Raw genomic sequence first — 23989 nt, 5'->3', positions numbered from 1 at the left:
CATGAAGCTATTTATGATTGGCGGAACCGGGCTGTTAGGCAGTGAAGCAGCCAAAGAATTGATCAGCAGAGGACATGAAGTGACCTCAATCGCATTACCTCCATTACCGAGTGGAGCGGTACTACCTCCAAAAATGAAAATAGAATTTGGCAATTATCTCGAGATGACCGACGAGGAGATTGAAGCGCATTTCGCCGGTTGTGAAGGGTTTATCTTCGCTGCAGGCGTGGACGAACGCGTGGAAGGACCCGCGCCTATCTATGCGCTTTTCAAAAAATACAACATTGATCCGGTAAAGCGGTTGCTGCGATTGGCGAAAAAAGCGGGTATCAAGCATTCTGTGATCCTTGGTTCCTATTTTGCTTACTTTAATAGGATTTGGCCTGAAAAAGAATTGACAAAGTGGCATCCCTATATTCGGAGTCGGAAAGATCAGGAGGATGTTGCTCTGTCTTTTGCAGACGAAGGATTTGATGTGGCCGTTCTGGAACTGCCCTATATCTTTGGCACGCAGCCTGGACGCAAACCTGTTTGGATGTTTCTTGTGGAAAGTATTCGAAATATGAAGTGGTTGACCTTATATCCAAGAGGGGGAACGGCAATGGTGACCGTCCGTCAGGTAGGACAGGCAATTGCCGGTGCTATCGAGAGAAATAGGGGGGGACACTGCTATCCGATCGGCTACGACAACATGAAGTGGAAAGAACTGTTGAATATCGCTCATAAGTACCTGGGATGCCCGAATAAAAAGGTTGTGACGATTCCTGATTGGCTGTACGCACTGGGTGGAAAAAAATTAATGAAAGAACAGAAAGCAAAAAATATTGAGGGTGGTCTCAATATGGTCAAATTTACTGAGCTGCAATGTTCCGAACTTTTCATCGATAAATCATTGGGCTGTGAAATTCTTGGCGTGCAGCAGGACAATATCGACAGGGCAATTGGCGATTCTATTGAGCTTTGCATTGATATTATCGATCACAAGGTGCAAGCGCTAGGCATGAAAGGGGAGTAAATGTAAAGGAGCAAAGCATACGATTGACTAAGGCCACAGGTGGTATGGTTCGGAGTGGGAATAAACTTTAATCCAAAAGCTCGACAATTCTTTTAAAAAAGGATTGTCAAGCTTTTTTCACGAGAATAAAAGAACCCTTTTTCTGTATAAAGCTAAGGCCATAAATTTTGGTACGAAAGCGCGAGAAGGCTGCGGGAAAAGTAAGCCCGCCGCAGCAAGCGAGCAGCCAAAGCACAATGTTATGCGAAGTCTTTCTGATCGGAACACATAAAGCGCAACATTTTTGCTATAATTTAGGGGTATCATGATATTATCAAGTGAAAAAATTAGCCTTTAAAGGCAACGGTTGAAACAATCAGGAAAACCCAGTTTGGGGGCTATGTTTCTGTTGTCAGAAGATCAAGTGATAAATGGAGCGATGAAAATGGCTTATACAGTTGATTTTAAAAATGTGTCCACGATTGGCCTCGCGTCTTCACCTGTAGCAGAATCACTTGCCGGTTTACGTGCGAATGAAGCCCGCTACTTTATGAACAAATATAAGCATGAATTTACGGTTATACCAGCGAGTGAAAGCCAGGAGACCCTTGATTATGTGAATCGAATTTTAAAAGAAGAACGGTCAATTGAGTTTGCAGCGAAACCTTTAGAGACGTCACGTTTTCAAGTGGAAAATATCAAATTTGCCTACGTCTTTTATGAAGACGGTCTATCGGTGAACGTCATGTATACGATTGATGACTCGAAGAAGCGGGCTGTTGGGTTTAAACTTTCTGAGGGAATGGACGTGCCGAAGGAATTAGAAGGAAAGTTTAAGTTTGCGAGGCAGAAGTCTAAACTGGCTGGAACTATCCGTGGATCGTACTTTGTCATAAAAGGTGAATACTAAAGAAGGCAAGCGCTGAATGAAGGAATCCAGTTTGGAAAACGGGCTTTCAAAATTAACGGGATTACTTAAATTAAGGATAAGCAAAAGCGTAATAAAGCATTTGACACAATATCGAATTTTATAATAAAACGCAAGATACGCGAACGATATTTTTCAAAATATGACAAATTAAAAAGAATCGACCGTAGCGGCCGGTTCTTTTTTTAGAAAGTATAAAGTTTTTCGCACAAAAATGCAGCGCGCAATCGAAGCGCAATAGTTGAAAAAGGAATTGGCTAAGCCAAGTCCTTTTATATGAATGAGTGGAAGGCGTTCTGGGCCTTCCGTTAAGCAAGCGAATGTAGTTCATTCGAGCAAGTTATTCGGATTTTGCTGTTTTTCAGAAAAAAATTGATGGACGCTAAGCGTAGTGAAGCTGCAATCGGGTGCGATGACCTTTTGTTTGGCTAGGATTGAAAGTTTATTTAATAACTGAGCAAGAACGGACCGTTCCGTCTCATTGATGATAAATTCAAATCCGTATTGAAAAATAGCTGATTTTAATTCTTTCATCCAAACGACGGAACCGTGAAACGTAACAATTTCCCCGAGAATCTTTGTATCAATTTCTAAAACCATCTTTCGGTCAATGCCAAAATGCAGATCAGATAAAAAGCGTAAACCGCCTAAACCAATGTTTTCAATCAGAATACCATTTTTGCCAAGTTGCACATTATTTCCGTGAAATTGAATCAGCGTAATTAATCCGATCAAAGGGGAATCGAGATCAATTCTGAAATATTTTCTGCGGTTTTCACGCGGAGTCGATGTTCCCGTATTTTCGGGCGTAGGGAGATCAAATTTCCCTTTTTTCAAAAGTTCAGCAAACGCATCGGCGGGAACCGGCTTAGAGAATAAATAACCTTGGACAGTGTTGCATTTGTAACTTTTTAAAATTTCCAGCTGTTCTAACGTTTCCACGCCTTCAGCGACCACGTTCATGCCCAGATATTGAGCGAGTTCAATGATTGATTTGGTAATGAAATTAGAATTCTCATCTGCTGTATGGCTCAAATCGTCGATGAATGATTTATCGATTTTTAAGGTGTTGATTTTGCCTTTAAAACTCATGAGATAGGAAAGGGAGGAGTACCCCTTGCCGAAGTCATCCAGATTGATTTTAATTCCTTTCTTCCTAAGGCCATCTAAAACAGCAATTACAGCCGTATTATTTTCCAGAAGTGTCGATTCAACAATTTCAACCTCTAAATAGCCCGGATCGAGACGGTTTTTCACAAGGAGATCAGTAATATCCGTTATCATCTCCGTTTCTAAGAAACGCTTTGCGGAAATATTGATTGATATCGGAATCGCGGGAAGTCCTGCTTCTTGCCAAGCTTTGTTTTGATTGCAGACCGTTTGGCAAATCCATTGATCTATTTGCGACATGATACCTAATTCTTCGGCCAAGGGGATGAATTCATCAGGGAATACGTTACCCCATTTGGGATGATGCCAGCGAATCAATGCTTCAGCGCCTGTAATTTGATGCGTCGCCGCACAAACTTTTGGTTGATAATAGATTTCAAATTGATTCAAGGTAAGGGGGCTACGAAGATCGGAGGACAATTTGAACGTTTTATAGCTTTCGATATCCATTGTCGGCGTATGCACTTGATACTTGTTCTGTCCCAATTCTTTGGCTTTGTAGAGCGCGGTATCCGCATGTTTGACTAATGTCTCAGCATCTTCCCCGTCATTCGGAAAGATACTGATACCGATACACATGGTAATGAAGAACTTATAATCTTCAATGAAAAACGGTGTGTCAGATAGTTGGTGGATTTTTTTCGCGTATTCGATCACCTGTTCTGTATTGACGATATCCGGAAGGAGAAGAAGAAATGAGTCTGCGCTGATTCGCGCTAGAATCGTAGAAGCATCGAACAGTTCTCTTAACTTCTTTGAAAATTGGATCAGAAGTTTATCACCAATCGGATGGCCTAACGCATCGTTGATATATTTAAAACGATCAATATTGACAAACATCACGGCGAAGCGGCGCTGCAATGTCTGACCAATCACGACTTCTTGTTGTAGTTTCTCTTCGAAATGCCTTCTGTTCGAGAGTCCGGTTAATTGATCATGGTAGGCAAGATACTTCGTGTGCTCTTCCGCTTTTTTACGCTCGGTAATATCTTGAATCGATCCGACGATTGTCTCTTTATGCTGATAGTTAATTTTTTTTACATGGGCGATAACCTCTATTTCCGTCTGATTGGTCTTTATTATTCTAAAGGAAAGATAAACACCTTTATCGCCAATTTCCAAATGATTCAGAATGTCTATCCGATCCCTGTCCTCTTGGCGCACGTAATCCCAAAGATTTAAGCCGGCTGTATTCATTTTTATCCCTAAAAGTTGATATAATTTGGGATTCCCATAGATCATTTTGCCGTTCTGGATAATAAAAATGCCAAGAAAGGCTTCATTCACCAGACTTTCGAATAAAAGTTCAGAATCCTTCAAGGCATGTTTCAAGAGTACATTTTTTGTTATGTTTTCCGCAATTGAAAAAATTCCAATCACTTGGTTTTCAGACCAAGCTGGAATGAGCGTGAGATGAAATTTTAATGCGCGCCCGTCTTTATGTAAAAAGGTTGTTTTTAGATATTGTCTGTCACCGGACAGAGCCTTCGTTAACGCTTCTCTATAACCAGGAACATTTTTTGAACGCAAAAATTTTTCAACCGTACTAAGTACAATTTCTCCGGTGTCATAGCCCAGTGTCTCTGAAAATCGATCGTTCGACTTCACAATCACGCCGCGCACGTCCATATAGAAAATAATATCCGGGTTATGATCAAATAGTGATTGATAAAACAAATCCGGAGATAGTGTATTGCTGTTGTATCTAATATCCGCTGAGTCTTTTCGCGTGCCTGCCATTCTGCTGCACCTCTGCTTTGGGTTGGGGTAAATGAACAGTCATTCTCGTATTTTATATAATAGAATAATAGTTTGCTTTTGAAAATATGAAACAGGGATAAATGCACTTTAGTTTATTATATATCGGTCGATAGCATTAGCTTTTTAACAATTGATGAATAGTGAAAAAGATACTATTGACCTATAAGGAGCTGCTCTACAAATACCTGATGATTGATAATGTCAGAGTGGAAACAATCCGGCACCGTTTGGCGGATACCACAGAGAAAAAGACTAATTTTGCGCGGAAAAATGTGGTACAGACGCTCTGGCGCCTGGGAAAAGCCGTTTAGAGTAGCTATTTGTTTTGCTGTTTCGAATGGAAGAAATCACTATGATTTTGTGGATAATTTGATCAATGATCACACATCGATCACACATCTTGGTAGATTTTGATGAAAAATAGCGATCTCATCGGTTTATTTAGTCTTGGATGAATCAGAGAAGCAGCAACGTACCCTGAATTGAAAGGGTACGTTGCTGCTTCGGGGGACATTCCTCTTTCCATAGCAAAAAAAGCCTATGACACATAGTGTTTGTTTGCTAGTGAGATAGCTGCATCATGAAAAATGGGCAAAATCATCTAGCAATAATGAAATAATCAATAAAGCAATTAAGCTAAATTTGTACCGTATCGTATGATTTTCTTCGTTGTTGTTTTTTCAAATTCCTTTTCAAGAATTTCGAACACCTTAATATGTTTATAACTAGGCATTTTGTTATTCACTTCATCGACGATCGATTTGACAATGGCATCGATTTCTTCCTTGGTAGGCAGATGACCGATTATTTCCGTGATTTGTTTAAAATTAGGAAAGATTTTAGCTTTGACACAGGTTTCTCCGTGGCGGTAGTTTCCTGAAAGAATAAGGGCCTCGCTAATGAATGTCTTTTCCAAAAGCCGTGCTTCTAATTCCTCCGGATAAATATTTTTGCCATTAGCTGTTATAATGACATTCTTCATACGGCCCTTGATATACAATGCGCCGTCCTTGTCCATACATCCCAAATCACCGGTACGAAAAAAACCGTTACGGAAAGCGTTGGCTGTGGCTACGGGATCGTTGTAATAGCCAGACATGATGTTATCGCCTTTTGCAAGGATTTCGCCGACACCAAACTCGTTGGGATTATCAATGATCAATTCAACGCCGGGAATAGCCACACCGGTTGATCTAGCATTGAAATAGAAATCGTTGTTTGCTGCCAGCAGAGGGGCGCATTCGGTGAGTCCATAGCCCTGTAAAACGCGAAAGCCGAGTGCCTGGAAATCCGCGACGACAGTAGGTGATAGATCGGCCGCGCCGACAATGAATGTGTACATTTTACCCCCAAGCGCTTTTTTTACCTTTTTGCGAATAACTAGACGCAGAAGGATCGGCAAATTCCGAAAAGACTCTGAAATGGAAGCTTTTTTGAATTTTGATTGATATTTTTCAGGACAGCCTTTTGTGATCGTCGCTTGAATGCGTTTGTCTAAAAGTTCAAGTAAAGCGGGAACAACTACAAGAATGGTGGGACTGTATTCCTGAATATTATGGCGAATGGCGTTCAGACTGTCTGCATAAGCGATACAGGCGCCACGTGACAGGATAAGCAAACAGTTCAACGTACATTCGTACGTGTGGTGAAGGGGCAATATTGAAAGCGTTTTATCATGAGACGTGATTTTAACAATCCTTGAGGTTGAAAAGATATTCGAGCAGATGTTCTTTTGAGAAAGACAGACACCCTTGGAATTTCCGGTTGTACCTGAAGTGAAAATAAGAATGCTCATTTCATTCTCATTAATCGAAAGCGTGTCAATTCGACTATCGTCCGCAGGCATTGTCGGTATGTTTTCTTGCAAAGGCAAGAGTAATAGATCGCTCTTAATAAACGGCTTCAGGTGTTCGAGTATTTCTGAGTCCGCACAGACCGCTGAGCAGTCGGCAGAAGAAATGAAATCACGCATATCTTCAGGTGAAAGTTCATGGTCAATGGCTACAACAACGCCGACGGTGGCAGCACACAGATAATGCAGCCCCCATCTGTAGCTGTTTTTGCCAATGACTGCGATTCGCTTTCCAAATAGGTGAAGATTGAGAAAATGTGTGCTTAATGCCCTGTATTCATCCTTGAGTTGAGAATAAGTGATATTTTGATAATTTCCGTTTCCTATTTTTATCTGAAAGGCAGGCCTTTTTGCGTATTTTTGTGCACTGCTGTATAACAATTCCCGAAAATTTAGATAATTAGTGGCCTTATTCAGTCTTTTTGTAATCATTTTCTTGTACCCCTGATTTTTCGCAGTTTACCAATGGTTGCGTTTGCTCGGACAGATACCATGCGGCATGAGATTGTTATACCATCATATGGTTGAATGATCAACAATCAAATAATTTAAAGTCGGTCAGATGATTGAATACAGAGCGTTAATGGAGCGAGATGCGGCAGACTATCGGGCACACTCAGGTTGGAAGCACTTCAGGCGAATCCGGAAGCGTTTGCCTCAGAATATGCCATTGAGGCGGCACAGTCCATTGCTGATTTCGAAAACAGACTATCGCGGGAGCACACGAATACGGTTGGCGCCTTTGAACAGGGATGTCTGGTCGGACGATCATTACGTCGACGAATATCTGATAGCCAAGATGATTGTTGCATCGACTTGATAAAAAGAAAAGGAAGCCACCTGAAAACGAGCGGCTTCCTTTTCTTAAAAATTAATGATGGTCGACGCGATTCACGCTTGTTCCGGTCTGAAGAATTTCAACGACACTATCAAGGCAGACATCGACCATATTCTTGACGGCGGTTTTGGTGTAAAAGCCGATGTGCGGCGTCAGTAAAACATTGTCCATCGCCATCAGTTTCGTGATTTGCGGCTCGTTGAAGGGTTTGCCGCTCAAATCCTGATTATTAAACCACTCGCTTTCGAAGGCATCCAGAGCAGCACCGGCAATCTGCCCGTTTTCCAGGGCGGCGATTAAATCATCCGTGTTCACAAGCGCGCCGCGGGCAACGTTGATCAGGTAGGCATCCTTTTTCATCAATTTTAGATTGTCTTTATCAATCATATGGCGGGTCGCAGCCATCAACGGCGTGTGCAGCGATACAACATCGGCTTCTTTTAGAACGTCTTCAATGGTTTCCTGGTACTCAAGGATATTGCCAAGTTGCGGATTCGGATAGACATCGAAACCAATGACGCGCGCCCCCAGTCCGCGGAACAGTTCAGCCGCTGTGGCGCCGATTCGGCCGGTTCCGATAATGCCGATCGTCAAGGATCGGATTTCGCGTGAGATCAGGCCATTCCAGCGAAAATCCTGGTTGGCAAATCGTTTGTTAAATTGTGGCAGATGACGCGTGAGCTGCAGTGTCTGAGCAACAGCCAACTCAGCGATCGCATAGGGCGAGTAGGCAGGCACGTTGGTGATAATCAGATGATTTTTTGCCGCTTGTACAAGGTCAATGACATCGAATCCAGCGGTTCGTGTCGAAATCTGACGGATACCGAATTCGTGCAATTTCTGATAAACGACCGGATCACTGATCCGTTCTGTCTGCTGAATCGAGATGCCGTCAAAACCTTTCGCTTCATCAACAGTCGCAGCAGTCAGCAGATTGGGCGAGACCACAACCTCGATTCCGTTTGTTTCGGACCATTTATGAATTTCAGGAAGTTCATCTTCAAAGGCATGATAGGCAAGTAGTCGCATGGCAGGTCATCCTCCAAGGTGTTAAATTTGTAGTCTTGATTTTAGTTTAATGGATCAAAATCGCTCTTGTAAACGTATCCGGAATAACGCTAGTCAGCGTTAAAGCACAACAGAATGAATTGGTTCCATATTTTTGCCACGCAAGGAAACGGAGCACGCTCCCAATATATCCTGCCCGAAAAAAGCCGCACAGCAGTCATGAACGGGTATGATCGATCTTTCTCAGCGGGCGCGTGAAACCCGCTGCCCAGTGCGGACAAGCGGGTTCAGGAAGGATTCTATCTAAAAAATTCGGTTGAAACGTTTTGAAAAGCGACTTTTTATAAAAAGATTGTCGATCAAATTCCTTTAAAGGCTTGACGATAAATTTCAGCAAGTTCGCTGACAAGCGGCATTTTCGGATTAGCAGTGGTACATTGGTCCTCAAAAGCTTTATTGGCCAGTTTATCGACTGCTTTGTCGAAAGCTTCCTTACTGACGCCGTTCGCTTCGATACTCAGCGGGATCGCTAATTCCATTTCCAGTTTCTTGATCGCCTGCACGAGATTTTCGACGCCTTCTTCTGTCGTTTTGCCAGGCACACCGATGATTCGGGCAAGTTCTGCATAGCGCGCGTCAGCGATAAAATGACTGTATTTCGGGAAAGCGGCAAATTTGGTTGGTTTTAGTCCATTGAAACGAATCACATGTGGCATTAGCAAAGCGCAGCAGCGGCCATGGGCCAGGTGAAATTCATTGCCGAGCTTGTGCGCCAGACTGTGGTTGATACCGAGAAAGGCATTGGAAAAAGCCATGCCGGCAATTGTCGCGGCGTTATGCATTTTTTCTTTAGCGAGCCGGTCACCTGGATCACGATAGGAACGTGGCAGGTATTCAAAGACGAGTTGAATCGCTTTGATGCAGAGACCGTCTGTAAAATCATTGGCCATATTCGACACATAGGCTTCAATCGCATGGGTCAACACATCGAGCCCTGAATCGGCGAGCACACGTTTCGGAACGGTCATAACGAACTCGGGATCAATGATCGCAACATTTGGTGTGAGCGCGTAGTCGGCGAGCGGGTACTTCATGTCATTTTCCTTGTCGGTAATAACGGCGAACGAGGTCACCTCTGAACCGGTCCCGGAGGTTGTCGGAATCGCGACGAATTTTGCCTTTTTGCCGAGCTCAGGGAACTTGAAGACGCGTTTGCGGATATCCAGAAACTTCTGTTTGCTACCGAAGAAATCGGTTTCCGGACTTTCATAGAAAAGCCACATCCCTTTTGCAGCGTCCATCGCTGAGCCGCCGCCGAGCGCGATGATCACATCAGGCGCGAATTGACGCATCCGTTCTGTACCCTTCATGACTGTTGCTACCGAAGGATCCGGCTCAACATCTGAGAATACTTCATAGCGGACGAGATTCGGACGCTGCTCCAGAAAATGAATCACGCGGTCGACATAACCGAATTGAACCATGCCGGGATCGGTGACAATAAACGCGCGGGAGATTGCTGGCATCTGCGCTAAGTATTTGGTCGCGTTTTTCTCGAAATAAATTTTCGGCGGAACCTTAAACCACTGCATATTATTGCGGCGGTTGGCCATCGTTTTAATGTTGATCAGGTTGGCGGTGCCGACGTTTGTCGATACAGAATTGCCGCCGTAACTGCCGCAACCAAGCGTCAGGGAAGGGATGAAATGATTGTAGATATCACCAATACCGCCGAGTGAAGACGGCGCGTTAACGATGATCCGGCCGACTTTCATACGACGCGCGAATGCGTCCCGCACGGCCGTGTCATTGGAATGAATGACAGCGGAATGTCCGCTACCGCCGAAGGCGATCATTTCTTCACAGCGCTTGAAGCCTTCTTCTGTTGTATCAGCTTTGTAGCAGGCAAGGACCGGACTCAGTTTCTCGCGGGATAGCGGCGATTCTGGGCCGACTGTTTTCAGTTCAGCGATTAGAATCTTGGTATCCTGAGGGACGGTGATACCAGCAAGCGATGCGATAAAAGAAGCGGGTTTGCCGACGATCTGCGGATTGACGGCACATTTTCGCGGATCGATCACTAGTTTTTCAATGGCTTCTTTTTCCTTTGGATTGAGAAAATAGCAATTATTATCAAGCAGCTCTTTTTTCACGGCTGCGTAGATATCTTTGTCGATGATGACGGCTTGCTCTGAAGCGCAGATCATCCCGTTATCAAAGGTTTTCGACAGCATCAAATCGTTTGCGGCCTGTTTGATATCGGCAGTCTTCTCAATATAACAAGGGACATTGCCGGGTCCAACGCCGATTGCCGGCTTTCCGGAGCTATAGGCAGCTTTGACCATGCCAGAACCGCCGGTCGCAAGGATTAAGGCAACGCCGGGATGGTGCATCAACGCCTGGGTGGCAGCAAGTGACGGCCTCTCGATCCATTGAATGCAGTGCTCTGGTGCTCCGGCTTTAACCGCGGCATCGCGCAGTGTTTTCGCGGCGGCGGCACTCGATTTCTGGGCGGACGGATGGAAGGCGAAGATAATCGGATTCTTTGTTTTGACCGCAATCAATGCCTTGAACATCGTCGTCGACGTCGGATTGGTGACCGGTGTCACACCGGCGATCACGCCGATAGGCTCGGCAAGCTGAACGGTCTCGGCGTACGGATCTTCAGTGAGGACGCCGACCGTTTTATTTTTCTTGATACTGTTATAGATGTATTCGGTTGCGAAAATATTTTTGATCATCTTATCTTCATAAACGCCGCGCTTTGTTTCATCGACAGCCATTTTTGCAAGGTTCATATGCTGGTCAAGGCCGGCAAGCGCCATTTGATGAACGATTTCATCAATCTGTTTCTGATCGAGTGGGGCAAAATCTTGCACAGCTTCCTGAGCATGGGCAACCAGATCGTCGATCTCGTTCCTCACGGGTGTTTCGTGATTCTCCAATGAATGTTCTTCAATTGCCATGATTTATGACCTCCCTAAAAACTCTTGATAAGAATAGTTATTTATATGTGAAATAATTCACATATATACTGTAATGCTAAACCTCGTTTTTGTGCAAACAATTTTATGCGCCCGTCACAAGATAGTAAAAAAGTTTTGAACAATGAATGAAAGCGTTGTCATAATTAGGGATAGTAGGTACGGCGCCGACAGAGTAGGCCGTGTTATCAGCAGAGTAGCATGTTCAATCAGCTGAGTTAGGCGGAACATCAACCAAAGTAGAGGCTCATGGATCGCCCGCGGCAAGCCGAGTAGCCGAAGCGCAACTTTTGGATACGCCAAGTTTTTCGTAAAATAGCTAAAAAAAAAAATGCCTCGAGGACAGATGGGCCTTTGAGGCAGCTGGAGAAGGAGTCATTTAGTTTTTTTTGTAGAATTGCTCGATCGCTTGATCGATATAGACCCAGCCCATCGGACTAATGTGCATTGTGTCTTGAATGAAATACGGTTTACTGTCGAAGCGTGAGAAATCGGCAAGTTGGAAACCGTTGCTTTTGACTTCATGGGCGATATTGCGATAGGCGACGTCGCGTCGTGCTTTCGAAACGCCAGCGTAATCGTACCATTTGCCGTTGAACGGCACGGACACGAAAAGCGCTTTGACATGTTTCGCCTTCAGCAGGTCAAGTAGTAATTGCAAGTCGCCGTATTCTGGCGATTGATTATAACTTTCCGTATGCCGATAGCCCTTAAAGGAAGCAATTTTTCCGCGAAGATGCTGATTGTAAAGAGACGTGAGAATATGAAAGCGATTAGTATCGGTTGCGCTGGCTGTGCTCTTTTTGGCATCGGCCTTCAATTGCGCCCAGCTCTTGTCTGCTAGTGCTGGATCAGGTTTCTGGCGTTGACTTTTCTTATAGCCCGGTTTAATTCGATAAGCTGACAGATAATCGTGCAGCGTCAGCACTTTATAAGTTAGATAGCCCTGCGCGGTTGCCAGTGCCAACGTAGGTTTGGAAACAGAACCTGGATATGCAGCATTACGAAGCAGGGTCGCAAGATTATGATCGCTACGGATAAAACTGAATTGCAGCAGGCGGCGCGCGATCTTTTCTCGCAATTTAGGATTCACTGTGTGATGGAACATCAGATAATACGTTTGCTCCTTGGAAAAGTTCGGATCAAAATGAACTTTTTGTAATCCTTGCTTTGTGAACCATTCCGGTGAAAGAATAATAACAATTTTTTTCTTGTTGAGCGCCTTGCCCGTTGTTGCCAGATTGAGCGTGTGAACCAGCGAGTACATGCCGCCGCGCCCGATTAGAAAAGGCGTAAAGCCTTCCGGGTGGACCTTAAAATAATTGGTCGGATGGTATCGGTTGAGACGCAAGAGTTCCGACGATCCATAAATGGGCAGATAGCTTTTGTCTTCGAGCATTTTCTGCTGCAAGAGCATGCCTTGAAAAATATGAGGATCAAGGCTGGACGCGGCTTTCTTGACTGTTCCCGAAGGAATGAGCGCGCGCTCGATGGAAAGAGGCATTAATACAATCGAGAGCACAATCAGAACGGCAAGAATCATCGGTCCAAATCGGAAAGTCTTCACTGCCGATCAGCCAGCTTCTGGACAATCATATTTGGCGTGGCCCATTCTTCACGGTTGAATTCTGAAATCGGTACTTCAATGCCCAATTGTTCTTCGATTGCGACAACAAGGGAGATTGTGCCGAATGAATCGAGCAGGCCTTCATCAAAGATGCGAACGTCTGGATTTTCCTTCACTTCATCCGATTCACAAGCTTCTGCAAGAATTGAATAAACTTTGTCTTTAAAATCTGCTGTTATTTCTTTCATTTCTAAGACCCCCATTTTTTATTTTTGCTAGTAAAGAATGTATATGATCGGTGCGTAAGTTGGAAGCGAGCAGCCGAAGCACCTTGGCAAAGCCAAGTTTTTCTCGATTTTGCCGTTTACCAAAGAAAATTGAGTCGACCTGAGAAAATCAGGAAGCTGAAACAGATGACGTGGAACGTCACAAGAATCGCAAGCGCGTTGACCCATTTATTGTCTTTCGGAATCAAGTGATGCTTCTTGTTGAATCGCTCCCAGCGATCACAGGTGATAAAAGCAATCGCGTGGTAGATTCCGTAAATAATATATTGCAAGAGAAATCCGTGCCAGAAGCCCATCACCAGGAAATTAATCGTAATACCTATATCACCGATCAAATAGCGATCTTTCAGCCATTTCTTTTTGACCGCTGTATAAACGAAACGCATATAAATGAAATCTCGGAACCAGAACGACAACGACATATGCCAGCGATTCCAGAAATCTTTCATATTGCGGCTGAGAAACGGTAGATTGAAGTTTTCTGGACTTTTAATACCGAGCAGATAGCTGACACCGATTGCGAACTGGCTGTAACCGGCAAAGTCGAAAAAGAGATACATACTGTAGCCGTACATATACAGCCAGATACTTTGAACCGAATTGGAAGCGAGCAGCGGTGAACCGAGCCAGTATTTGTAGACCAGATAACCGATAATATATTTGTAAAGAAAGCCGATAAAAATTTTATTCAAACCTTGATAAAGCAGTGTTCTGTATTCTGCGCCGCTCGGTACGTGTTCTTCGTCTTTTTCAAAACGTTTATAGCGGTCAATCGGCCCCGATGAAATCGTCGGGAAGAAGGCAATAAAACGAAAAACGCGCCATAGTGTGACCGTCTTGATTGCTCCATCCCGAATATTCATCAGCATTTCGATCGAACGAAAAGACACGTAGGAGATGCCGAGAAAACCAAGAAAACTAAGTGCTGACACGTCCATTGACAGCTTCACAAGAAACAGTGGCAGCACAGAAAGTGCAATCATCAGATAAAAGATCGGTGCCGAATTATGCTTCTGCCGAATCGCCAGGTAACCGCGAATCAACGTAAGCTGCCAGACGAGAAAAACAAGCAAGGAAACCAATTGCAAGGGTTTCGAACCGAATATCAAAACAAGCATGAGACACGCAAGGAAATTATTATAAGCCTGCCAACGTCTGCCTCGGAGGCCGATCAGGATAACGGGTAGAAGCAGAACGCCGATTAAAACAAAAAAGCGGAAAGACGCGTAAGGAATGAATGACGTCATTGAGCGGCCTCAGCAAGCAGCGCTTTCCGATCGACTTTTCCGTTCGCGGTCATTGGAAATGTCGGCTGATAGATAAATTTACGCGGGATCATGTAGCCCGGCAATGTCTCAGCAATTTCCTTGCGTATTGCGTTTGTCAACTTGTAACTGGCATCAAACGGCGCGTCTTCAGGCACAACCATTGCAATCAAATGATCGTAACGATCTCCTTTCTTAACGGGAAGAACGAGTGCCTGTTTTACGAGGCTGCATGTTGACAGCACATGCTCAATTTCTTCTAATTCCATCCGAAAGCCATGCAATTTGATCTGATGATCCATACGGCCAAAGTAGTAAAGTAAACCATTCTTCAACAGGCCAACGTCTTTCGTGTGATAGGCTGGCAGCCCATCAACGATCGTGAAAGCTTCAGCCGTTTTCTCCGGTTGACCAAGGTAGCCTTTACCGACGCTCGCCCCGCAGATCACGATCTCGCCTTTCTGACCTTCCACCATCTCGGTACCATCCGAATCGAGAATCAGGATCCGTCCCTCTGGTTTGCACGCGCCGACCGGAAAAGCCTGATCCGACTGCAGCATCTTTTCAGTGATTTCGATCGAAGTGACAGCTACGGTTGTTTCAGTCGGTCCATAAGTATTAATGATTCGCGCTTTCGGGAAACGATCGCGCAACTTACGGGCAATCGTTACAGGCAATGTTTCGCCGCAGAACAGGAATGTATGCAGCTCCGGAAGCATCGTATCCGTGAACGACGGATCCATCAGACACATTTCCGCAAAGGAAGGCGTCGAGGTCCAGACAGTGATGCCAGAGGCAGCAAAAGAGGCGAATAATTCCTTTGGAAAACTGATCATTTCTTTGTCCACAGCCCAGAGTGTGCTTCCTGTCACAAGCGATGGATAGAGATCCATAACAGAGAGGTCAAATGAAAATGGCGCCTGATTGAGGAACACATCCTCTGATGTGAATCCGAAATCGCCAGTCATCCAGCGAACGAAACTTTCAAGCGATCGGCGCGGAATCTGCACGCCTTTCGGACGACCGGTACTACCGGACGTGTAAATGATATAAAACGTATCTTCCGCGCCAACCTGCGCATCCGCTTCTGGCTGCTGCCCCTGATAAACGCTCTGAATATGCTTTAATTGTTCGGAAGCGATAGCCTGCAAGTTAAGCGCAGGCAACGATTCTGGGCTACTCGTGAAAATCAGCCGAGATTGCGCGCTTTCTGCAATCAATGAGATGCGTTCCGATGGCACGGACTGATCGACAGGAATATACGCATGGCCCGATTTCACGCAAGCGAGAAAGAGGACCGGCATTTCTGTGCCCATATGCCCATGCACCATAATTGGCGTGCGATCATCGGGAAAAGTTTCTTCAATCCAGCGGGCAACCGCATTGGAGCGTTCGTCAAGCTGCTGATACGTCAGCTGCTCCGCGCGATGCTGAAAACAAACATGATCCGGGGTCTGTTCGGCCCATTTCTTGATTTCATTTAAAATATTCATTGAAAGCACCCCCTTAAAAGTCACTGTAAATAAATGTGCCGGTATGTGCAGCAGCAAAACCGTAAATGACAATTAAACTGAAAAGAATAACGGTGTAAAATAAGGTATGTGTCAGCCAAATGACGAGCGGTTTATGGTACCAATGTGTGACTGGATTCATAATGATTCAGCTCCCTTTTTTATGGCTAAGAATGTATAAGACTTTACGCGAATATGCGGCAAGCGAGCAGCCGAAGCGCATTTGTAGAAAAGGACATGGTTAAGCAAGGTTTTTCTTAGTTAGAAAGAATCGCGAAAATTTTACGGTTCAGAACAGCCAATTGCACTTGCGAACTCTTGACATTCGAAAGCAGAATGAGATAATTCTGACCATCTTTGGAAAATGCATTGCTGCCGTTCCAGCCACCGAGAACGCCGTGACTAGAGTTGGTACCGGCGCCCCATCCATGCCGGTTCAGATACCAGCCCATGGAATATGAAGTTCCGTGGAAACGACTTGTTAATAATTCATGAAGACTTGACGATGACATCAGACGTCCCGTTGCCAAAGCATGGTCGAAAAGGTAGAGATCCCATGACGTCGCGTACACATCGCCGCAGCCAAGCAACTGCGAGAACGAAGGTGCAAAAGCTTCAAAGGTCACTTTTCCATGACGTAAATAAGGAATTGAACGATTGGCCGATTGTTCACCGGTGATACCGAACCCGCTGTTCTTCATGCCAGCGACCGAATAGATCGATTGCTGTATATAAGCGTGCAAGTTTTCGTGATAATGTGTTTCGCAAATTTTATCTAATATAGCGCCAAGCAAGGCGTAATTCGTATCTTGATAGCTCCAGACTGTTCCGGGTTTGCTTCGAAGTTTCGGATTTAAACGGGCAATTTTCGCGACTAACTGATCGCGGGTCAAGGGTTGCATCGACTCGCTGTCCCCGCCCAGACCGGAGACATGGTCAAGCAGATCAATCATTTGCAGCCGGTTTCCATTTGGAAAATTGGGATAGAACTGAGATACGGGTGTTCTAAAGTCAATCCATCCATGCTGGCGCAGCTGCATGAAGGCTGCCGCGGTAACGGCTTTTGTCATCGAACCGATATAATAGCGGGTCAGCACCGTATTCGGCTTTCGCGTACGCAAGTCGCTGAGCCCGTACCCCTTATCAAGGACGATTTGTCCGTGGCTGACGACAACAGCGGTACCGGAAAAACCTGTCTGATTTAAGATGCGGTCAATCGCCTTCTCTTTTTTAAGAAATTTTCCTACCGCTTTTTTTCTTGCTGGCGCCTCTTTTCGCGCCATCTGTTGCTGCTTTGAAGGATGCGCTACAGCGGTCTTTGCACTTGAATGTGCGGAGACGTTGGCAGTGCCCGATGCAGCGATGAATGGCCAGATGGAATACCCGACCCATCCAAGCCCGAGCAGCAGCAAGAAGCTGAATAAAGCAGGTATCCACGCGGGCCGCTTGCCGTGTTTTTTCATGAAATCGTTCCCTCCATCTTGATGAACCGGCCAAGAGATAAACAGGAGATTATTTAAGCAGCTGTTTATTCTGCGAATCATTCATCACCAAATAATTAGTCTCCGGACTGCTAAAATTGTCTTAAATGACAAGATCGTAACCTTTTTGTTACCGATTCTTTTCAGGTAAAAATAGATAATAAAGAAGAGGAATAACATTGAGACAAATTTTTTGAAAAGCGATTGTTTCGCGTAACTCCCGCATGCGGCGATTGAAACACGAATCATTCAATGGTTGTAAGATAAATGAAGATGGGAGAGAGCTTGATGAATCGATCGCGTATGGGACGGATGCTGCTTGCCGTCGTGCTGCTCGTGCTTCTTTCGGGCTGCGCGCTGTTAAAGCAGCCTTCTGCGTTAATTCAACAGCCCGACCTGACGAAAGACAATCAGCAATTGCTGCGCGAAATTTCCGGGCTGATTCCCGAAGGAGCACATTTGGTGACACCAGCCGCTTCGACACTGAAAGGAAAGATTATGCGGCTCACGCTGCAAAAGGGGACAGCCGGGCAGAGCGCTTTTTTTTATGAGACATCTAATGGCACGCTCTACCTTTCGATAATGAATAGCCAGGGTGGGCATTGGCATCGGATCTATAATCAGCCGATTACCGCCGGAAAAGTGGTCAAGATCGCTTGGCTAGATTCGGGACCGAATCATGAATCGCAGCTTGTGATGACCGTTGAACATTTTCCAGAGAATTTGCTGTATGTGTATTCCATGAAACAAGGAAAAGTGGTCAAGCTTATCGAAACATCTTTCAATGGATGGATTTATGGCTATTTTGACAATCGTTTCAAGATACATCTGGCTTTGATTCAGACGAATCCGTACACGCGTCGCTCGCGATTTATCGATTATGCACTGGGGGGTCTACCGTCTCCAGCGCTAGACAGACGTCAGCCAGTCGCTACTTTTAAGCAGGTTCAAGGACTGATTGCATCTTCAAAGATGATGCTGGCAGTTCCTGAAATTGGCCAATTGAACGACTTGCCAGACGCTGACGCAGATGTCAATCAGATGCGCAACCAACTGCGTGCGTCAAATCGGGCGCTTGTCCGCCACCATCCATTTTCCTTGCAGCGCTTATCTTCTGCGCTGCACGCGGCGGCCTTAATTCCCGGAACAGCTCGATTCGGAGGAACGAACACCGATCAAAGTTCGATTCCCTTTTACTCGCTCAATCCACAGCGGCCAACGGAACGCTATTACAATGTATCGCATCATTTTTTTGTCGATTTTCCGATCAATACGGCGGGCAGCCTCGTTCTTGCGAATGAGACAGCGACACATATCACGTTTAATAAACAGAACACAGGAAAATCTTATTTATCGATATACTGGATTCCAAAGCAACAATGGACGCGTGGCGCGTATACCGGCTGGATTCGAATTGGCGCATCCGCGCATCAAGTTTTCGCGATTCCGGCGGCCTATAAAGACAATGCTTCGGTGATTAAATTTGGTGTTTATTCAGCTGATCAAGATGAATAGAAACAAGCAAATTGGTTTATGAAGGGGACAGGAGGAGCTCGAGGTGGCAAAGGATAAGATTCTTGTTTTAGAAGATGAATTGTCGATTCGAAGTTTTATTGTTCTTAATTTAAAATACGCAGACTTTGAAGTTTATGAGGCAGGCCGCGGCGAGGAAGCGCTCCAGCTTTTAAAAGAACATCCGGATATACGCATCGCCTTGTTGGATGTGATGCTTGAGGGGCTTAGCGGTTTTGAAGTGTGCAAAAAAATAAGAGAGAGTGGGATGAAAACCGGAATCATCATTTTGACAGCAAGGGTTCAGGAATCTGATAAAATACATGGATTGACCATCGGCGCCGACGATTATATGACCAAACCATTCAGCCCGGCGGAAATGGTTGCCCGCGTCCAATCCCTGCTTCGCCGGCTAAACAACAATGATTCGTCGGAACAGCCTGAGGCTCTTGTCACCGGAATCTTCAAGTTGACTGTAGAAGATGAACTTTTTTATAAAAATGATGAACCGATTGATCTAACGCCTACGGAATTTGAATTGATTCGAACGTTAATGAACAATGAAAACCAGCTGCTGTCGCGCAATCAGCTAATTGATGCTGTTTGGGGCGAAAATTTCGTTGGCGATCCAAAAATCATTGATGTCAATATCCGTCGCCTTCGGCAGAAGATCGAAGATGATCCGGCGCAACCGAAGTACATCAAAACGCATTGGGGAAGAGGCTATATCTGGAGTGGACTGGGCGAATGACACGACGCGTCGTTTTTTATTTCATGTTGGTAATAACACTGACCCTCTCGCTGAGCGAGGCAGTGCTGATGACCGCGGTTCATCGCTATTTCTATGACGGGATTAAAGAAACACTGCTTGAGCATGCGCAGGCTTCCAATGCCATTTATCAGAAATTCAATAAGCATGTGATCATTAATCGGTGGGGCAATCCGATGAACGAAGTGCTGGATAGCTTCGGAGTGAAGCATGCCGATCTGCAAGTTCTGGACCTCGATGGCAATATGGTGGCCGCATCAACAGGGTTGATTAGCCATGCGCAAACACCGTTGAATCATCGGCTTTTGGAGGGGCGCTCTTTCTCGAATGTGGAACGGAACACCGGTACTCAGGAAAAGGTGATGGCTGTTTATTATCCGATTCAGATTGATGGCAAACCGTATATTCTTCGCTATATTTCTTCACTAAAGCCGGTTGATCAAGAATTATTTGTGATTTACGGCGGGTCGCTTGCCTGCGCGTTAATCATTGCTTTAGTTGTATTCTTCGTCAGCTTGCGTTTTGCAGAATCGATTGTCATGCCGCTGAAACACATCATTCAGGTCTCATCAAATATGGCGACGGGAAATTTCAAGCGGCGGATGAGAGAGGATTACAAAGCGGAACTTGGCATACTGGCACGGACCTTGAATCAAATGGCCGATGAAATACAGAAGACGGAGAAGCTGAAAAATGAATTTATTTCCTCGATTTCGCATGAACTTTTGACACCGCTGACCGGAATCAAAGGTTGGAGCGAAACGATGTTGCTGAATCCGAAAATAACGAAGGAAGATCTCGACGCGGGCCTCAATGTGATCAATCAGGAAACGGAGCGGTTGAAAATACTGGTCAGTGATTTGCTCGATTTCTCGAAAATTCAACAGAATAAAATGACACTGAGACAAGAGGTCATGCGCCTAGATGAAGCGATTCGCGCGTCAGCCGCTTCGCTTCAACCGAAAGCGGAAGAAAAACCCTGCAAATTAAATCTGAAAATCAATGGGCATGGTGTCATTCTTGGTGATCGGATGCGCATCCAACAAGTGCTGATTAATTTGATTGATAATGCGATAAAATTCGCTGATCCAGATACGGAAATCACGATCAGCCTGTGGGAAGAGCAGGACGAAGCCTGCCTGAATGTTCAAGACTGGGGAGAGACCGTCTCCAGCGAAGAAATTCGACATCTGACGGATGCTTTTTATCAGACGAAAGCGAACGGCCAAGGTTCTGGCCTTGGCCTGGCGATTTCAAAAAATATTATTGAGCAGCATGGGGGGCAGCTCGCTTTTTCAAGTGATGCGCGCCAAGGAACAATCGCTGCTGTTCGACTGCCGCTTTTTATCGATTGAGTCCCCATGTACAAATTCCTCGCGGACAAAGCAAGCTGAGCTTTTTAGATTTCGCAACAAATGCCTTATCGGGCGTGCGCAACGGTTGAATGACAGTCAAATGCTCGATGGATTGAGTCAATGTCCGAAATCTGCTGTTCCGTGTCTGAAAAAGCTGATCCAGTGTCCGAATAAGGCAACTCATCGTTGAAAAAAATAATTCGAAATCGCTCAAAGCCTTGCCGCACACTCTAAATCGGACCGGATCCGCTCAAAAAAGCTGGAAAAGCGCCCGAACCGAGCCCGAAACCGCTCGAAAAGTAGGGGAAACAGTCGAAGTTATGCCCGCGTTCGAACCGAGTCTTGAACCGCTCGAAAAGTGGGGGAAACCAATCGAAATCATGGCCGCGTTCGAACCGCTCGAAAAGTGGGGGAAACCAATCGAAGTCAGCCCCGCGCGCGAACTGAGTCTTGAACCACTCGAAAAGTGGGGGAAAGCGCTCAGAGCATAGCCCCCGTGCTCGAACCGAGTTTTGAACCGCTCGAAAAGTGGGGAAAGCGCTCAGAACTTAGCCCCGTGCTCGAACCGCTCGAAATCCCACCAAAATCAAGCAAAGTCACACCAAATCTGCGAAAAGTTAGGCAGTCAGCAAAAGTTAGACCGAATCATCCAAAAGTTAGGCCGAATTTCAGGAGTCGCACCAAATTGAGCAAAAGTCGCACCAAAGTCTAGCCGCGATCTCCAAATCGGAAAAAAGAACTTGGCAAGCCAAGTTCTTCTAATAGTAGAAAAAAGGATAAATTTGATGAGAAAACGCTCTTATTTACGAACGATACGTTGAGATGAATAGCGATCGTTCGTATTTTCGTTGACTGATTCTCTCTAGGGCTGATATAATGGACAAGTACAAAAATCAATTGAAATTTGCCGCTCAGACTGGCCATTTATTTTGAACTGTATTTCATTATTCTCTATACGTTTCGGCTAGTTGAATGAAGAGGCTCCTGTTGTGGAATCCTTTCATTTGGGCGGCAAGTAATTTTGAAGAGGAGGATTTTTGTGAACGAAAATTGGTTGTCCCGTTATTTTCAGTTCTCTGAGTTAAAGACAACTCTTGGCCGCGAATCGTTGGCTGGATTGACGACATTCATTTCGATGGCTTACATACTTTTTGTCAATCCTGCGGTTCTCGGTGCATCTGGAATGGATAAAGGTGCTGTATTCACAGCGACGGCGATTGCAAGTGCGCTAGGCTGTCTCATTATGGGGATTGTCGCTAAATACCCGATTGCGATCGCTCCTGGCCTTGGCGTAAATGCCTTCTTCGCTTACACTGTTGTGCTTGGCATGAAGATTCCTTGGCAGACGGCTTTGGCAGGTGTGTTTATTGCCGCTGTTGTTTTCTTCATTATTACGATCTTCAAACTGCGCGAAATGATTATCGACGCTATTCCGCAGAGCTTGAAACTGGCGATGGCAGCCGGCATTGGTTTGTTCATCGCGTTCATCGGTCTTCATGAAGGCGGCCTGATCGTCGCAAACAAAGATACGATGGTTGCTTTCGGAGCATTGAATGTAGGTACGACTTGGCTGACAATTTTCGGTTTGATTGTTACGATTATCTTGATGGTTCGCAAAGTTCCAGGCGCGATTTTCATCGGCATGGTGCTGACTTCCGTTCTTGGTATGATTACCGGATTGATTCAGCTGCCGTCCGCGATTGTTTCGACGGCGCCAAGTCTGGCACCGACTTTCGGTGTAGCTCTGTCCCATCTCAGTGACATCAACACGGTGCAGCTCGCTGTTGTCGTCCTGACATTCCTGCTTGTGACTTTCTTTGATACAGCCGGTACACTGATTGGACTCGCTCAGCAGGCTGGTTTCATTAAAGACAATAAAATGCCGCGTGTCGGTCGCGCACTGCTTGCTGATTCAACATCGATGCTTGTCGGTTCGTTGATTGGTACATCACCGACTTCTGCTTATATTGAATCATCAACAGGTATCGCTGTCGGCGGCCGTTCAGGATTTACCGCTGTTGTTACCGGTATTCTCTTCCTGTTCGGCATGCTGTTCTCGCCGCTTCTGGCTGTTGTGACTTCTCAAGTTACGGCGCCAGCCCTGATTATCGTTGGTGTGTTGATGGCATCTGCATTGAAAGAAATTCCGTGGGATGAATTTGAAATTGCAGTTCCAGCATTCCTGACGGTTCTTGGCATGCCGCTGACTTACAGCATTTCGGATGGTATCGCGCTCGGCTTTATTGTTTATCCGATCACGATGCTCGTCGCTGGCAAAGGCAAGAAAGTTCACCCGATTGTTTATATCTTATTCGTTGTTTTCCTTGTTTTCTTCTGGGTACTCAATTATAAATAAGAGCCTCTTTTATAAAAGTTGAATTAAAAAGGGATCGAAGCTTTTAGCTTCGGTCCTTTTTTTTGCGCAAAATCAAGGAAAATTGCACCGAATTTTGAGAGTTGCACCAAATCGAGCAAAAGTTGCACCGAATTCCGAAAAAGTCGCTCCTAAATCAAGGAAAGTTGCACCGAATTTCGAGAGTTGCACCAAATCGAGCAAAAGTCGCACCGAATTTCGAAAAAGTCGCTCCTAAATCAAGGAAAGTTGCACCGAATTTAGTTGAGCCAGTATAATTGTGTAAAAAGGGTAGTTGATGTGGAGCAGTTTGTGGGATGAGAAAGGCGTTTTTCTGTGAGGGGGGCCGGCCCC

The 23989-nt window shown here is 45.2% G+C and carries 19 protein-coding genes; 8 read left to right on the top strand and 11 right to left on the bottom strand.

Going from position 1 to position 23989, the window contains the following annotated elements; genetic code table 11:
* The first annotated feature begins 1 nt into the window (after window position 1).
* Both JOC27_RS08980 and JOC27_RS08975 read left to right on the top strand, forming a co-directional pair.
* Window positions 2–1015, top strand: coding sequence for an NAD-dependent epimerase/dehydratase family protein (locus JOC27_RS08980; RefSeq protein WP_205006959.1), 1014 nt, complete (start codon window positions 2–4; stop codon window positions 1013–1015).
* Between the two features lie 424 nt (window positions 1016–1439).
* Entirely contained in the window at window positions 1440–1904 is a 465-nt protein-coding gene (locus JOC27_RS08975; RefSeq protein WP_205006991.1) for a phage tail protein, read from the top strand.
* A gap of 345 nt (window positions 1905–2249) precedes the next feature.
* On the opposite strand, the gene JOC27_RS08970 is transcribed toward JOC27_RS08975, so the two are convergent.
* Both JOC27_RS08970 and JOC27_RS08965 read right to left on the bottom strand, forming a co-directional pair.
* Entirely contained in the window at window positions 2250–4832 is a 2583-nt protein-coding gene (locus JOC27_RS08970; protein WP_205006958.1) for an EAL domain-containing protein, read from the bottom strand.
* Between the two features lie 652 nt (window positions 4833–5484).
* Window positions 5485–7137, bottom strand: a complete 1653-nt coding sequence (locus tag JOC27_RS08965) for an AMP-binding protein (protein ID WP_205006957.1) — start codon at window positions 7135–7137, stop codon at window positions 5485–5487.
* 130 nt (window positions 7138–7267) lie between these two features.
* Here JOC27_RS08965 and JOC27_RS08960 point away from each other — a divergent pair, with 130 nt between their 5' ends.
* A complete protein-coding gene (locus JOC27_RS08960; protein ID WP_205006956.1) occupies window positions 7268–7525 on the top strand; it encodes a hypothetical protein in 258 nt (85 codons plus the stop codon).
* A 51-nt stretch (window positions 7526–7576) separates the two neighbouring features.
* Here the strand turns inward: JOC27_RS08960 and JOC27_RS08955 are convergent, their stop codons facing one another.
* From JOC27_RS08955 to JOC27_RS08920, 8 genes are all read right to left on the bottom strand, one after another.
* A complete protein-coding gene (locus tag JOC27_RS08955; protein WP_205006955.1) occupies window positions 7577–8572 on the bottom strand; it encodes a D-2-hydroxyacid dehydrogenase in 996 nt (331 codons plus the stop codon).
* Between the two features lie 338 nt (window positions 8573–8910).
* A complete protein-coding gene (adhE, locus tag JOC27_RS08950; RefSeq protein ID WP_205006954.1) occupies window positions 8911–11517 on the bottom strand; it encodes a bifunctional acetaldehyde-CoA/alcohol dehydrogenase in 2607 nt (868 codons plus the stop codon).
* Between the two features lie 397 nt (window positions 11518–11914).
* Complete coding sequence (dltD, locus tag JOC27_RS08945) at window positions 11915–13102, bottom strand: D-alanyl-lipoteichoic acid biosynthesis protein DltD (RefSeq protein ID WP_205006953.1); 1188 nt, start codon at window positions 13100–13102, stop codon at window positions 11915–11917.
* Window positions 13099–13350 (bottom strand): D-alanine--poly(phosphoribitol) ligase subunit DltC, encoded by a 252-nt coding sequence (gene dltC, locus JOC27_RS08940; RefSeq protein ID WP_205006952.1) that lies wholly within the window; start codon window positions 13348–13350, stop codon window positions 13099–13101. The genes dltD and dltC overlap by 4 nt, the downstream gene beginning before the upstream one ends.
* A gap of 116 nt (window positions 13351–13466) precedes the next feature.
* Complete coding sequence (gene dltB / locus JOC27_RS08935) at window positions 13467–14636, bottom strand: D-alanyl-lipoteichoic acid biosynthesis protein DltB (RefSeq protein ID WP_205006951.1); 1170 nt, start codon at window positions 14634–14636, stop codon at window positions 13467–13469.
* The gene (gene dltA / locus JOC27_RS08930; protein ID WP_205006950.1) at window positions 14633–16147 is read right to left on the bottom strand and encodes a D-alanine--poly(phosphoribitol) ligase subunit DltA; all 1515 of its coding nucleotides are present in this window, start codon (window positions 16145–16147) and stop codon (window positions 14633–14635) included. Before dltA ends, dltB begins: the two co-directional genes overlap by 4 nt.
* 13 nt (window positions 16148–16160) lie before the next feature.
* On the bottom strand, window positions 16161–16307 hold the full coding sequence (locus JOC27_RS08925) for a teichoic acid D-Ala incorporation-associated protein DltX (protein WP_205006949.1): 147 nt from the start codon (window positions 16305–16307) through the stop codon (window positions 16161–16163).
* A gap of 115 nt (window positions 16308–16422) precedes the next feature.
* Complete coding sequence (locus JOC27_RS08920; protein WP_205006948.1) at window positions 16423–17628, bottom strand: serine hydrolase domain-containing protein; 1206 nt, start codon at window positions 17626–17628, stop codon at window positions 16423–16425.
* Between the two features lie 306 nt (window positions 17629–17934).
* Here JOC27_RS08920 and JOC27_RS08915 point away from each other — a divergent pair, with 306 nt between their 5' ends.
* From JOC27_RS08915 to JOC27_RS08895, 5 genes are all read left to right on the top strand, one after another.
* Window positions 17935–19161 (top strand): hypothetical protein, encoded by a 1227-nt coding sequence (locus tag JOC27_RS08915; protein WP_205006947.1) that lies wholly within the window; start codon window positions 17935–17937, stop codon window positions 19159–19161.
* Window positions 19162–19204: 43 nt separating this feature from the next.
* Window positions 19205–19909 carry a winged helix-turn-helix domain-containing protein gene (locus tag JOC27_RS08910; protein WP_205006946.1) on the top strand — a complete coding sequence of 235 codons (705 nt, stop codon included), beginning with the start codon at window positions 19205–19207 and terminating at the stop codon, window positions 19907–19909.
* Window positions 19906–21282, top strand: a complete 1377-nt coding sequence (locus JOC27_RS08905) for a sensor histidine kinase (RefSeq protein ID WP_205006945.1) — start codon at window positions 19906–19908, stop codon at window positions 21280–21282. The genes JOC27_RS08910 and JOC27_RS08905 overlap by 4 nt, the downstream gene beginning before the upstream one ends.
* Window positions 21283–21602: 320 nt before the next feature.
* Window positions 21603–21773, top strand: coding sequence for a hypothetical protein (locus tag JOC27_RS08900; RefSeq protein WP_205006944.1), 171 nt, complete (start codon window positions 21603–21605; stop codon window positions 21771–21773).
* Between the two features lie 563 nt (window positions 21774–22336).
* On the top strand, window positions 22337–23638 hold the full coding sequence (locus JOC27_RS08895; protein WP_205006990.1) for an NCS2 family permease: 1302 nt from the start codon (window positions 22337–22339) through the stop codon (window positions 23636–23638).
* A gap of 154 nt (window positions 23639–23792) precedes the next feature.
* Here JOC27_RS08895 and JOC27_RS08890 read toward each other — a convergent pair.
* Window positions 23793–23989: hypothetical protein (locus JOC27_RS08890; RefSeq protein WP_205006943.1), on the bottom strand; the 197-nt coding region annotated here is incomplete at its 5' end.

Origin of the sequence: Sporolactobacillus spathodeae, from assembly GCF_016908935.1 — a bacterium.
Classification (GTDB): Bacteria; Bacillota; Bacilli; order Bacillales; family Sporolactobacillaceae; genus Sporolactobacillus; species Sporolactobacillus spathodeae.
The sequence above is the reverse complement of the archived record's forward strand: the minus strand, read 5'-3'. Positions and strand labels throughout refer to the sequence as shown.

Bases quoted from the DNA above. Each gene is read 5' to 3' on its own strand.
- JOC27_RS08905 (WP_205006945.1), top strand. From the start codon at position 19,906: ATGACACGACGCGTCGTTTTTTATTTCATGTTGGTAATAACACTGACC.
- JOC27_RS08915 (WP_205006947.1), top strand. From the start codon at position 17,935: ATGAATCGATCGCGTATGGGACGGATGCTGCTTGCCGTCGTGCTGCTC.
- JOC27_RS08965 (WP_205006957.1), bottom strand. From the start codon at position 7,137: ATGATTACAAAAAGACTGAATAAGGCCACTAATTATCTAAATTTTCGG.
- JOC27_RS08960 (WP_205006956.1), top strand. From the start codon at position 7,268: ATGATTGAATACAGAGCGTTAATGGAGCGAGATGCGGCAGACTATCGG.
- dltA (WP_205006950.1), bottom strand. From the start codon at position 16,147: ATGAATATTTTAAATGAAATCAAGAAATGGGCCGAACAGACCCCGGAT.
- JOC27_RS08980 (WP_205006959.1), top strand. From the start codon at position 2: ATGAAGCTATTTATGATTGGCGGAACCGGGCTGTTAGGCAGTGAAGCA.
- JOC27_RS08920 (WP_205006948.1), bottom strand. From the start codon at position 17,628: ATGAAAAAACACGGCAAGCGGCCCGCGTGGATACCTGCTTTATTCAGC.
- JOC27_RS08970 (WP_205006958.1), bottom strand. From the start codon at position 4,832: ATGGCAGGCACGCGAAAAGACTCAGCGGATATTAGATACAACAGCAAT.
- JOC27_RS08955 (WP_205006955.1), bottom strand. From the start codon at position 8,572: ATGCGACTACTTGCCTATCATGCCTTTGAAGATGAACTTCCTGAAATT.
- dltB (WP_205006951.1), bottom strand. From the start codon at position 14,636: ATGACGTCATTCATTCCTTACGCGTCTTTCCGCTTTTTTGTTTTAATC.
- JOC27_RS08900 (WP_205006944.1), top strand. From the start codon at position 21,603: ATGCCCGCGTTCGAACCGAGTCTTGAACCGCTCGAAAAGTGGGGGAAA.
- dltC (WP_205006952.1), bottom strand. From the start codon at position 13,350: ATGAAAGAAATAACAGCAGATTTTAAAGACAAAGTTTATTCAATTCTT.
- JOC27_RS08925 (WP_205006949.1), bottom strand. From the start codon at position 16,307: ATGAATCCAGTCACACATTGGTACCATAAACCGCTCGTCATTTGGCTG.
- JOC27_RS08975 (WP_205006991.1), top strand. From the start codon at position 1,440: ATGGCTTATACAGTTGATTTTAAAAATGTGTCCACGATTGGCCTCGCG.
- adhE (WP_205006954.1), bottom strand. From the start codon at position 11,517: ATGGCAATTGAAGAACATTCATTGGAGAATCACGAAACACCCGTGAGG.